The following is a 12104-nucleotide window of genomic DNA, read 5'->3' as shown; positions in this document are numbered from 1 at the left end:
CGACCGTGCTCTTCCTCTACACCGTGCTGCTGGTGTGCTGCGCGTTCCTGCTGGTCGCCGGCGTCGTCGAGCAGCGCCGCCACTTCACCAACCTGAACCGCATCCCCACCCGCGTACTGGTCAACGGCATCCGCGGCAAGTCCTCCATCACCCGGCTCTGCGCGGGCGCGCTGCGCGGCGGCGACCTGACCACCGTCGCCAAGACCACCGGCACGGCCGCCCGCTTCATCCACCCCGACGCCACCGAGGAGCCGGTGTACCGGAAGTTCGGCATCGCCAACGTGGTGGAGCAGATCGGGATCGTCCGGCGCGCCGCGTCGTACAACCCGGACGCGCTGGTCATCGAGTGCATGGCCGTCATGCCGGCGCTCCAGGAGATCAACCAGTCCAAGCTGATCCGCTCCACGATCGGCGTGCTGTGCAACGTCCGTGAGGACCATCTGGCCGAGATGGGGCCGACGTTGGACGACGTGGCGCGCTCGCTGTCGCGCTCGATGCCGGAGGACGGCATCTGCGTCACGGCGGAGAAGGACCGCTTCGACATCCTCCAGGAGGAGGCGGACGCGCGGAACTGCCAGTTGATCTACGCCGATCCGGAGACGGTCAGCGACGAGGAGCTGCGCGGCTTCAGCTGGTTCACCTTCAAGGAGAACGTGTCCATCGCGCTGAAGGTGGCCGAACTGCTGGGCGTGGAGCGCGAGACGGCGCTCCAGGGCATGTACGACGCCCCGCCGGACCCGGGTGTGCTGTCGGTCGAGCGGTATCTCACGCCGGACGGGAAGCGGCTGCGGTTCGCGAACGTCTTCGCGGCGAACGACCCCGAGTCGACGCTGATGAACATCAACCAGCTGCTCGACCTGGGCGCGATCGCCCGCCCGCTGAACGTCGTCATCAACTGCCGTCCCGACCGCGTCGAGCGCAACGGCCAGATGGGCGAGATCGTCCCCGGCCTCCAGCCGGACCAGGTGTTCGTCATCGGCCACCCGGCGAAGAGCGCGATCGACGCGATTCCGGCGGAGTGGCGCTCGCGGGCGGTGGACCTGGGCGGTGACAAGCGCGATCCGGAGGAGTTCATGCGGGAGCTGCTGTCGCGGCTCGGGCCGGACTCGTCGCTGGTCGCGATCGGCAACATCCACGGTCAGGGAGAGCTGCTGCTGGAACAGCTGGCGGAGCTGCCGGCGGACGAGACGCCGGACCCCGACCCCGGCCCCGCCCCGGATCCGGACCTGAAGTCGGCTCCGTCGACGGCGGTCGCGGTGCCGGACGCGGCTGGTGAACGTGCCGCGACGGCGGCGATGACCGCGACGGCGGCGATTCCGGTGGTCGTAGCGGCGCAGCCCGCCCGGCGCGCGATCGAACCGGCCGCCGAACTGGTGGCCCGGCTGACCGCCCAACCACCGGCGCCGGCCTCACCGGCGTCGCCGGCCTCCCCCAACCCCGGTCAACACCCGCGCCACGAAGAGACGTTGACGCTCCACCGCTACTCGCCGCACATCGACCCCTACCAGCCCTACCCCGAGGCGTACGAGCAGCGTTACCAGCGCCCGGCGGGTGAGCAGCAGCAGCCGGGCCGGCCGCGCGGCCCCTTCGAGCCCGTACGGATGCCGACCACCGCCGGGGACGAGCCCACACCCGAACAGCAGCCCCACCACCCCCACCGGTACGGCCACTCCCCGCAGAATCCTGGAGAACCCCGTTGATCCCCGCAGTCCTCACGCCCGAGATCGCCGCGATAGGCATCGGCCTGGGCCTGATGTTCTCCCTGATCTGCTACCTGACGACCAACCTCTCCCCCGGCGGCATGATCACCCCGGGCTGGCTGGCGCTGACCCTCGTCGAAGATCTTCAGCGCGCCGCCATGGTCGTCGGCGTGACCGTGCTGACGTACGTGAGCACACTCCTCGTCCAGCGCTTCGTGATCCTCTACGGCAAGCGGCTGTTCTCCGCCGTCGTCCTCATCGGCGTGCTCCTCCAGGCGACCGTGATGTTCGTGCTCTCGCTGGAATTCCCCCTGCTCTACGCGAACCAGACGCTCGGCTTCATCGTGCCCGGCCTGATCGCGTACCAGCTCGTCCGCCAGCCCAAGGGCGCGACCATCCTCGCGACCGGCACGGTCACGCTCATGGCGTACGTCGTCCTCACCGCCGGCATCCTGCTCGGCGCCCTGCCCACCACGTGACCGGCCGGCCGACCGGCCGCCCACATACCCCACATTCCTGGACCCTCCGGAGCTGACCTCTCATGAGTGCCAAGGCAAAGAAGCGCGGCGGACGCCCTGTCCTGCACGCGGCCACCGTCCTCGCGCTGCTCGCCGGCAGCGCGTACCTCACCGTCGAACTCCGCAAGGACGAGCAGGCGAAGGCGCCCGCCGTCCAGGCGATCACGGACACCCCGGACCTGACGTCCGCCGGGGACGTGAAGTCCGGCGAGCAGAAGTGGGAGCGGCTGAAGAACCCCGCCCGCTCCGTGCTGCGCTCCGACAGCGGGGCGGTGCTGGCCACGTTCACTGACGGCGCGCGCACGGCGACCCTGACCGGGCCGAGCCGTACCTTCTCCGAGCCGACGAGCACCAAGTCCCGGGTGGTGACGGAGAACTGGGTGCGGCTGATGCCCGAGCCGTGGATCAAGGAAGGGCAGAAGGAGAAGTGGTTCAAGGACTGGTTCGAGGAGTTCTTCGGCAGCGAGGAGGACGACCTGTTCGCGTACTCCTTCCAGTACGCCGAGGGCGCCCCGGTCAAGGAGGACGGCGAGGGCACCCCGTACGCCGGTGACGCCGATTTCGGCCCGATCAACCCCGACGGCAGAGAGGGCGCGGACTACCGGCTCGAACAGTCGGACTTCTACGACTACCTGGGCATCCCGTACACCTTCCGCGACGGCACCACCATCCAGCCGGAGGAGCACCGCTACCGCTCCATGGACTGCTCGGGCTTCATCAGGACGGTCTTCGGCTACCGGGGCCGGTTCCCGCTGATGGCCAACGACAAGAGCGGTGACGGCCTGCCGCGTACCGCCAACGGGATGGCCCGCTCGAAGACCGGCGCGGACATCATCAAGCTGTCCGGGGGCGCGCCGCCGTACGAGCGGCCGAAGTCGATCAGCGTCCTCCAGCCGGGCGACCTGGTCTTCTTCAAGCTCGACGCGCGCACCAAGGAGCGGCTGGACCATGTCGGGATCTACATGGGCGTGGACACCGACGGGCACCAGATGTTCGTCTCCAGCCGCGAGGAGGTCAACGGCCCGACGATCGGCGACAAGGGCGGGACGTCACGGCTGGACGGCAACGGCTACTACGCGAAGACGTTGCGCAGCGCGAAGCGCCTCTGAGCGGGACTCGGACGCGGACGGAGACACGGTCGCGGACGCGGTCGCGGACGGGACGCGGACCGGGACTGACGGGCTGCGATTGCGGCCCGTCAGTCCTCCTCGCGCAGTTCCTCCGGGCAGGGCGTGCCCGGACGGATCTGGTACGGGGCCGAGATGCGGTACGTACCCGGACGCGGGGCGAGCAGTTCCGTCCACTCGTCGCCGTCCGCGTTCTTCTCCGCCCGGAACACGCAGCCGTTCGGGTTGGTGAACCTCTTGGGTCCGTCCTCGTCCGCCTTGGACGCGGCCGTCTCCTCCGGGCGGTCCATGCTCTCGCCCTCCTCGTCGACGACGGCGAGCCAGGGCGAGTACGGAACGCGGATCAGCACCTTCCCGGCGGTCTTCACCTCTATCGTCAGCTCGTTGGCCGACGCCCGCCGCACGACGGCCGGCGGGTCGGCCAGCGGCATCGGGTCCTGGACCTCGTAGAGCTGCCAATTGGCGTCGCCCCACAGGTGGTTCAGATACGGCAGGCCTCGCTCCACCAGCTCCGCCTCCAGGCCCGCGCCGTTGTCCGGCCTGCCCTTGGGCAGCACCACGTAGCTGACGGCCCAACGGTCCAGCCAGGCGCGGTAGCTGTCGTCGGTGAGGCTGTCGTCGTAGAAGAGGGGGTTGCGCTCCATGTCGGCCTGCCGGTTCCAGCCGCGGGCCAGATTGACGTACGGCGCGAGCGCCGACGCCTCGCGGTGGCTGCTGGCCGGAACGACCTCGACCCGGCCGCGCTCGGCGCCGACCTCCTGCAACTCGTTGACCAGCGGCGCCAGTTCACGGGTCCAGGACGCGGTGGGCGCGGTGCGGATGATGTCGTCGACGCCCTTGAACCCGATCCAGAAGTTGAACGCGACGAACGCCAGCACCAGCGCGTACCACTTGCGTGAGCGCGGCACCGCGTACGGCAGCGCGGCGAGCAGCACCACACCGCCGACGATCATCGCGAGCCGCGACACGTTGGAGCCGATCTGCGAGTCGATCACCCAGGTCAGCACGGTCCCGATGCCGTAGACGGCGGCGGCGGTGCGGACCGTGCGCCAGTCACGCGGCACGAGGAAGAAGGTGACGACGCAGAGGAGGAAGGGCAGCGACGCCGTCCCGAGCGACATCGGCTGGGTGCCGGAGAACGGGAACAGCCACGCGGAGAGCGCGACGACCGCGACCGGGGCGAGCCCGATCGCGTACGCCCCTGGACGCCGCTTGTTGAGGAACAGCGCGGCGGCGACGACCCCGAGGAACAGCCCGGCCACCGGGCTCGCGGCGGTCGCGAGCCCGGCGAGCGGCGCGGCGACCACGGCCTTGGCCCAGCGCTTGTAGCGCCAGCGGTGCGGCCAGCAGAAGACGGCGGCGACGGCGGCGAGCGCGAACATCGCGCCGAGGCCGAATGTCACGCGGCCGGAGAGCGCGTTGCAGAGGAAGGCGAAGACCCCGGCGAACGAGCAGGCCAGCGGGTTCCGGACGGCCTTGACGCGGTACAGGATCAGCGAGGTCAGGGCGGCCGAGACCGTCCCGACGATCATCATCGTCGTACGGACGCCGAGCACCGACATCAGATACGGCGACACGACGCTGTACGAGACGGGGTGCATCCCGCCGTACCAGGCGAGGTTGTACGCGGAGTCCGGGTGGCGGCCGACGAACTCGGCCCAGGCGTCCTGCGCGGCGATGTCGCCGCCGCTGTTCGCGAAGAAGAAGAACCAGAGGATGTGCACGATCCCGGCGACCGTGCCCGTGAGCAGGACGGGGTGCCGCAGCAGGCGGCTGCGCAGATCCTTGGCGCGCTCGGGGGCGGGCGGCGGCCCGTCGGCCGTTCCAACGGCCGTTCCACCGGTCGTAGGGACCTCGTCGGTCCCCGCCGTCCCCGCGGTTCCTGCTGCTCTGCCGTCGGCGCGCTTCGGCTCAGCGGTGGTCAATGCGACTCTCCCCGTCTCACCGTCAGCCCGGTGTGCCGGCCCCCTGCGGCCCGTCCGGACCCGGAGGAAGTAAGGACGCCGTCCCCGCGTCCTGAGTTGCCTGGCGGCGCTGATCTCGGACGCTAGCACGCGGCCGGGGGCGGGGAGGACGGGGTTTCCGGCGCCCTCCCCCGCCCGGTCAGCCGACCCGCGTCAGCTTGTCGCCGAACGTGGGCTCGGCCAGATCGCCCTGGAGCGCGACGGCCACCTTCACCTGGCTCTTCCCCTCACCCACGGAGAGGGTGCCGACGTGCGTCCCGGCGGCGGCCGACTGCGGTACGGCCTCGCCGTCGTCGGTCAGTTCGAGCTTGACGGTGAGGCCCGACCAGCCGACAGCCTTCACGTCCTGGGTGGCGACGACCGGCACCGTCGTCCCCATCCCGTTGTCGACCTCACCGACGACCGTGCCCTTCTTCACTATCGTCGCGCTCTCCAGCTCGTCCCGCGTCGCGAGCATGACGTCCTTGCTCACCGCGTTGACGGTGTCGATGATCGGCGACTTGTGCTGGCCGAGAACGGCGCCGACGACCAACTGGTCGGTTTCGCCGACCATCTTGTGCGCGGCGAAGAGAAGATTGCCGCCCGCCTTGGTGGTGGAGCCGGTCTTGATACCGAGCGCGCCGTCGTACGGGACGAGGGTGTTGTAGTTCCGCCAGACCTTGCCGGACGGGTCCGTCCACTCGGGGAGCTTGGTGATGTCCATCAACGCCTCGATCTCCACCAGCTCCTGACCGAGCTTCACCTGGTCCTCGGCGGAGCTGACGGTCGTCGCGTCGAGCCCGGACGGGTCGGTGTACTTGGTGTTCTTCATGCCCAGCTCTTCGGCGGTGTCGTTCATCTTCTTGACGAACGCCTCCTCGGACCCGTTCGCGTCCCAACGGGCCAGCAGCCGCGCGATGTTGTTCGCGGACGGGATCATGAGGGCGGCCAGCGCGTCCTGTTGCGTGAGCTTGTCGCCCTCCTTCACGGTGTTGAGCGTCGACTCGCCCTGCGCGTCGAGCCCGCCGTCCTCCTCGGCCTTGGCGTCGACCGTGATGGACGGCCCCTCGGCGCCCTTCTTCAGCGGATGGTCCTTGAGGACCACGTACGCCGTCATCGCCTTGGCCACACTGCCGATCGGTACGGCCTTCTGCTCACCGAACGAGTCGACGGTGCCGAGGCCGGTCGCCGCCATGAAGCCCTGGCCCTCGCCGGGCCACGGCAGCGCGGGCTGGTCACCCTCGAAGGTGTACGCCGACTTCGCCGTCAGGCTCAACGACGACTCCGGAAGCGGGCGCACGGCCTGTGCGACAGCAAAGATGATCAGTACGAGTACGAGCAGCGGCGTCCAGATCTTGACCCGCCGGACGACCGTCCGGGTCGGGGTCTCGGGCGGCGCCGGCTTGTTCGTCAACTCCGCGAGCAGATCGAGCGGCGGCAGCGGCGGCATCGGCTGCTGCCGGGTCCGCTCGGCCTCGGCGACACCCGCACCGGCGGGGCTGCCCGGGGCGGCGGCCCGTACCTCGTCCGCCCGAAGGGGCACGAATTTGCTGGTGCGTTCGGCGGGAAGCTCGGGCTGAGCGGGCGCCGGGGGCTGCGGCGGCAACTTGAGCATGGCGGTCGGCTGATCAACCCCGGGCCGCTTGAGCGCCTTGAAAACGGCGGTCTGCCGATCAACCCCGACCTCACCGGCGCCACCGTCGGCCGCGGGCTGGGCTGCCGGCCTGGTTCCCGGCTCCGCCGGGGTGGCGTTGGCCTCCGGCCGGGAGGGGGCGGCATCGAGCTGCGGCTCGGACGCCCTTCCCGGCTCCGCCGGGTCGGCGTCGGCCTCCGGCCGGGAGGGGGTGCCGTCAGGCGCGGGCGCGCTCCCCCGCTTCGCCGGGATGACACCGGCCTCCGGCCGAGCGAGCTCAGACTCCGCGTCCAGCGCCGAACCCGCCGCAGAGGCAGCGCCGGGCCTGGACCCGGGCGCGGCTGTCGGCTTCGCCGGGGTGGCGTCCGCCTTCGCCCCGGAGGGGGCGTGGCCGGGGGTGCCGTCAGGCGCGGGCGCCCTCTCCGGCTTCGCCGGGATGGCATCGGCCTCCGACCGGGCGAGTTCAGACTCCGCACCCGCCGCAGGGGCGGCGTCACGCTTCAACCCGGATGTCCCTTCCGGCTCCGCCGGGGCGGCTTCCGCATCCGCGCCGGAGGCGGTCTGCCCACTCACCGACCGGGCGGACGCGGCGTCGAGCCTCGGCTCGGGCGCGGATGTCGGCTTCGCCGGGGCGAGTTCGGACTCCGCGTCCGGCACGGCGGGCGCCGCGTCGAGCCTCGGCTCGGCCGTCGCTCCCGGCTTCGCCGGGGTGACACCGGCCTCCGCGCCGGAGGCGGTCTGGTCGGCCATGGGCCGGCCAGGCCCGGACTCCGCGTCCGGCGACGCCGCCACCGCAGGCTCGGCCACCGGCCCGGAGGGCGAAGCGTCGAGCTTCCGCTCAGAAGTTGGGGCGGCAGCTTCCGCATCGGACCGGCCAGGCCTGGACTCCGCGTCCGGCGACGCCGCGGATTCCGGCTTCGGCGGGGTGACCTCGGGGTCGGACTTCGGTTCGGTCGTGGATTCCAGTTCGGGCTCCGGTTCGGGCTCGGCCGATTCCTCGGTGGTGACCGGCTCGGGCCTGGCAGGCCGTACCGCGTCGGCGTCCACTCCGGCTTCCGCTTCCGCTTCGGACTCCGCTTCCGGCTCGGCCGTCGAAGATGCCTCAGCAGCCGCCACAGGCGCCTCTGCGGCCTCAGGAGCCTCAGAGCCGTCCCTTGCCCCCCGGACCGTGAAAACGGCCGTCGAGCGGTCGGCTGAGCCCTCCGGGCCGGCCGAGGAACCGGCGGGCGCCGCGTCGGCGGCCTCGCGGAAGACCGCGAACCTCGGGTCCTGTTCCGGAGGCGCCTCCGGAACAGGACCCGACGACTTCCGCTGCTCCGACTTGTCGGGGGACTCGCCCGCCACCGTGCCTCCTCATGCGTGTGCGACGTATCGCGCGCTCCGCCGCACTCTCCGAACCGATTATCAGTGTCCTGTGCGAAACCACAGCCCACGTGCCAGACGAGAACGACATACATAACGGTTCCCGTACAAAGCGACCAGGCACTCTCGACAGACCAATGTGAGAGGGGTCACCCTGTCATTCATCCACGCGGGGAGGCATGGATGGGCAGGAGCCGCAGAACAATTCCGGAGGAGCTTCTGTTGCTCGCTCTGGACCCGGCCACGGGTACCACAGCGCAGCCGCAGTCGCTCGACCTCGGCCTCGCCGGAGCACAGCTAGTAGAGCTGGCTCTGGCAGGACGGATAGCCCCTGATGGGGATCGTATCGCCGTGGTGATGCCACGGCCGACCGGAGATCCGACTCTGGACTCCGCGCTGGAACTGCTGCGCAGACGCGGCAGCCCGGTTCGCGCAGTTCACTGGATCGGCGGGCCCCGACTGGGGCTCCGCCAGATTTACCTCTCGCATCTGGAGCGATGCGGCATGGTCCATGCCGTCGCGGGCCAGATGTGCGGAGTGCTGCCGACGACTCGCTACCAGGCGACGGAGACGGCGATCAGCCGTGACATCAGGTCACGGCTGGACAGTGCGATCCGCACCGGCGTACCGCCGGACCCGCGGACCGCGGCGCTCGCCGCGCTGGCCCACGCGGTCGGTCTGGGCAAGCACCTCTACCCCGGTAACGAGGGGCGTTCATCGCGCTCCCGGCTCCGGGATCTGATCAGACACGACCCCATGGGCGGTCTCGTGGCGCATGCCGTGATGGACGTCCAGAACGGTGTGGCGGCACAGCCACGCCGCAATCCCGCACCGGGAGGCCGACCGCCGGCCGTACCGATGCAACCGCAGCGCGGAAGCATGGCCCGCGTCGCGGCGCACTGAGAGCCGCACCGAGAGAGCCGCACCGAGAGAACACGAACACGCGGAGACAGGACCGCACGCGGGCACCGGAATCCGCCGCGCCGACGTCCCCAGAGACCCGGTTCGGGAGCCGCAAGAGACGCGCGGGGCCAGCCGTACGACCGGCTGCCCCGCGCGTCGCGTCTCGCGTTGCGCACGTCGCGTTTCGCACGTCGCGTTTCGCACGTCGCGTTTCGCGCGCACCAATACCGGACCGGGCCGCGGTCTGTCCACTTACCGCCCGCGCATTCCCCTCTGTCGTCGTTTTCCAGCGCGGTCGGGGCCATCGGTGGCAGTCTGCTGAGACGTAGACACACAGCGCTACGCAGTTACTCAGCAGGAGGTGCAGTTTCCGTGGCGTCCAACGTCAACCCCACCGTCAGGCGACGCCGATTGGGCCAGGAGTTGCGCCGGCTCCGCGAGGTCAAAGGCATGACGGCCGAGGAGGTGGCGGAGCGCCTGCTGGTCTCCCAGTCGAAGATCAGCCGTCTTGAGAACGGTCGCCGTTCCATCAGCCAGCGCGATGTCCGCGACCTCTGCGGTGTGTACGAGGTCGAGGACAACCGCATTGTCGAGTCGCTGATGCAAATGGCCAAGGACTCGCGCCAGCAGGGCTGGTGGCACGCCTTCGGCGACATCCCGTACAGCGTCTACATCGGCCTGGAGACGGACGCGGCCTCGCTGCGCGTGTACGAGCCGCAGGTCGTGCCCGGTCTGCTCCAGACCCGGGGGTACGCGGAGGCGCTGATCACCGGCGCGCTCCCGGAGACCTCGCCGACGGACGTCGAGAAGCGCGTCAGCGTACGGGTCCGCCGTCAGGAGCGGGTCAACACTCCCGAACAGCCGCTGCGCCTGTGGGCCGTGATCGACGAGTCGGCGCTGCGCCGGGTGGTCGGCGGCAAGCAACTGATGCGGGAGCAGCTGGAGTTCCTGGTCGAGCTGTCGCAGCTCCCCCATGTCACGGTGCAGGTACTGCCGTTCGAAATGGGCGCCCATCCGGGCATCAGCGGGCATTACGCCATTCTCGAATTCCCGGACGCCACGGATTCGAGCGTGGTCTACATCGAGGGCGTCACAAGTGATCTTTATCTGGAGAAGGCGAACGACGTCCAGAAGTACAGCGTGATGTACGAACACCTTCGCGCGCAGGCCCTGAATGTGGAGCAGACCCGCGAGTTCATCTCGGACATCGCCAAGGGATACGCCCGCTAAGGCAGTTCAGGAAGGGCGAGGCGGCAGAATACACCCGGTGGACTCGTACGGGAAGAGTTCACCGGGATATCCCATCCGGTCGAGTGAACGCCCGCCCCACGCATCGATCCTGACTAGTACCGTCGATCTTGCCAGCAAGAAGTTGGCGCATTGACACCACTTGCTGAATCGGAGCGAACCGAACATGGCAATTCTTCAGGGCGCTACGGACACCTGGACCAAGTCCTCGTACTCCGGCGGAAACGGCGCATGCGTCGAGGTCAAGTCTCCCGTCGTACGGGCAATTGACGTACGGGACTCGAAGGCCCCGGAAGGTCCGTCGATCACCTTTGTCCCCGGATCGTGGACCACTTTCGTGCGGGAGATGAACGAGGGCGCTTTCGACCTCGGCTGACGCCCCTCCCTCGCACCGCCTGTACAGCGCCACCCCGTACCAACCCGCACCATGCACCACGCACATCACAGCACGGAATGAGCCCTCTCGACCCGTTTCGCCGTCCTGGCCGAGGGGGCTCGGCCATGCCCTCAGCTCACCCAACCAGTTCGCCCAACCAGCTCCCCCAACTCCCTCCGGCCGCACGGGACCCGCATCCCGTGCGGTCGTTACTGTCGCGCCTGACGAAGTGCCCGCCCATCGTGTGTTTCCCGTCGCGTGCACGACAACGCCTCACAAGGTCAGGACCACGCAGAATCGTTCGGCTTTCCGATCGTCGTTCACACCCTTAACCGTACGGGCTCTTGACCCGCTGCCGCGAGTAGCGGTTCAATCCCCGCAGTCCCCGCTCCCGCACGGGGCACCGCCGATGATGGTCTTCCTCATCGCGTATCTGTTCATCAAGACCTTCGAGTACAACGGCGGCATGTGGAACCAGGCGCAGCGCTACATGGCGACCGACTCCGCGAAGTCCGCGACGCGTTCGGGCGCCCTGTCGGCCGTGCTGTGGCTGCTCTGGCCGCTCGTGCTGTTCTTCCCGATGTGGGTCGCGCCGGTCCTCATCGACACGGACGTACCGGCCGACAGCTATGCGCTGATGGCCGAACAGCTCCTGCCGCACGGCCTGTTGGGCCTGGTGATCGTCGGATTCTTCTCACACACGATGGCCATGTGCTCGTCGGACGCGAACGCCATCGCGGCGGTCGTGACCCGCGACATCATGCCCGCGCTGTCCCGTAAGGCACGCGAGTGGGACACCCGGGTGGGGCTGTTGGCCGCGCGCTGGACGACACTGCTCTTCCTCGGGCTGTCGATGGCCATCGCGACACAGGTCAACTCGCCCTTCTTCGGCGACATCATCACCGTCGTCATCAAGTGGGTCGCCGGACTCATGGGGCCGATCGCGATCCCGCTGATGCTGGGTCTGCTGCCCTGGTTCCGCAAGAGCGGTCCCACGGCGGCGCTGATCAGCTGGGGTACCGGTCTGGTGACCTTCTGGCTGGTCAACTACCCGATCAGCTGGAACGTGGACGGCGGAGTGCCGCTCCAGTACCAGGTGTCGATCCCGCTCGCCGTCTCGCTGGTGCTGTACGTCGTGATCGGCTTCGTCAAGCCGGAGGACACGCCGGAACGGGACGCCGTACTGGAGAAGATCAACAACGACGACGACGGTTCGGGCGCGGTGGCGTCCGTGCCGGTGCCGTCGGAGCCGGGCGACGCGAAGCAGCCCGGCCGCGAGGGCGCTTCCGGCTGA

At 69.5% G+C, this 12104-nt stretch carries 8 protein-coding genes and 1 pseudogene; 7 read left to right on the top strand and 2 right to left on the bottom strand.

The features are described from left to right. Window positions 1-5: 5 nt before the first annotated feature. The 3 genes from pgsB to OG700_RS23045 all read left to right on the top strand — a co-directional run bounded on the left by pgsB (window position 6) and on the right by OG700_RS23045 (window position 3327). Window positions 6-1700, top strand: a complete 1695-nt coding sequence (pgsB, locus tag OG700_RS23055) for a poly-gamma-glutamate synthase PgsB (RefSeq protein WP_405616496.1) — start codon at window positions 6-8, stop codon at window positions 1698-1700. Continuing rightward, on the top strand, window positions 1697-2179 hold the full coding sequence (locus OG700_RS23050) for a poly-gamma-glutamate biosynthesis protein PgsC/CapC (protein WP_354607488.1): 483 nt from the start codon (window positions 1697-1699) through the stop codon (window positions 2177-2179). The genes pgsB and OG700_RS23050 overlap by 4 nt, the downstream gene beginning before the upstream one ends. A gap of 62 nt (window positions 2180-2241) precedes the next feature. Continuing rightward, entirely contained in the window at window positions 2242-3327 is a 1086-nt protein-coding gene (locus tag OG700_RS23045) for a C40 family peptidase (protein ID WP_405616493.1), read from the top strand. 89 nt (window positions 3328-3416) lie between these two features. On the opposite strand, the gene OG700_RS23040 is transcribed toward OG700_RS23045, so the two are convergent. Then, window positions 3417-5270 carry an MFS transporter gene (locus tag OG700_RS23040; RefSeq protein WP_405616491.1) on the bottom strand — a complete coding sequence of 618 codons (1854 nt, stop codon included), beginning with the start codon at window positions 5268-5270 and terminating at the stop codon, window positions 3417-3419. Between the two features lie 178 nt (window positions 5271-5448). Then, window positions 5449-8265, bottom strand: a complete 2817-nt coding sequence (locus OG700_RS23035; RefSeq protein WP_405616489.1) for a hypothetical protein — start codon at window positions 8263-8265, stop codon at window positions 5449-5451. Between the two features lie 201 nt (window positions 8266-8466). Here OG700_RS23035 and OG700_RS23030 point away from each other — a divergent pair, with 201 nt between their 5' ends. From OG700_RS23030 to OG700_RS23015, 4 genes and pseudogenes are all read left to right on the top strand, one after another. After that, complete coding sequence (locus tag OG700_RS23030; RefSeq protein WP_384314319.1) at window positions 8467-9186, top strand: GPP34 family phosphoprotein; 720 nt, start codon at window positions 8467-8469, stop codon at window positions 9184-9186. Window positions 9187-9558: 372 nt separating this feature from the next. Continuing rightward, the gene (locus OG700_RS23025; RefSeq protein WP_405616485.1) at window positions 9559-10416 is read left to right on the top strand and encodes a helix-turn-helix domain-containing protein; all 858 of its coding nucleotides are present in this window, start codon (window positions 9559-9561) and stop codon (window positions 10414-10416) included. A gap of 184 nt (window positions 10417-10600) precedes the next feature. Continuing rightward, window positions 10601-10810, top strand: a complete 210-nt coding sequence (locus tag OG700_RS23020) for a DUF397 domain-containing protein (RefSeq protein WP_405616483.1) — start codon at window positions 10601-10603, stop codon at window positions 10808-10810. 418 nt (window positions 10811-11228) lie between these two features. Further along, window positions 11229-12104, top strand: a pseudogene (locus tag OG700_RS23015) (sodium:solute symporter family transporter); the annotation flags it as partial.

Origin of the sequence: Streptomyces sp. NBC_01508, from assembly GCF_045040315.1 — a bacterium.
GTDB lineage: Bacteria > Actinomycetota > Actinomycetes > Streptomycetales > Streptomycetaceae > Streptomyces.
The sequence above is the reverse complement of the archived record's forward strand: the minus strand, read 5'-3'. Positions and strand labels throughout refer to the sequence as shown.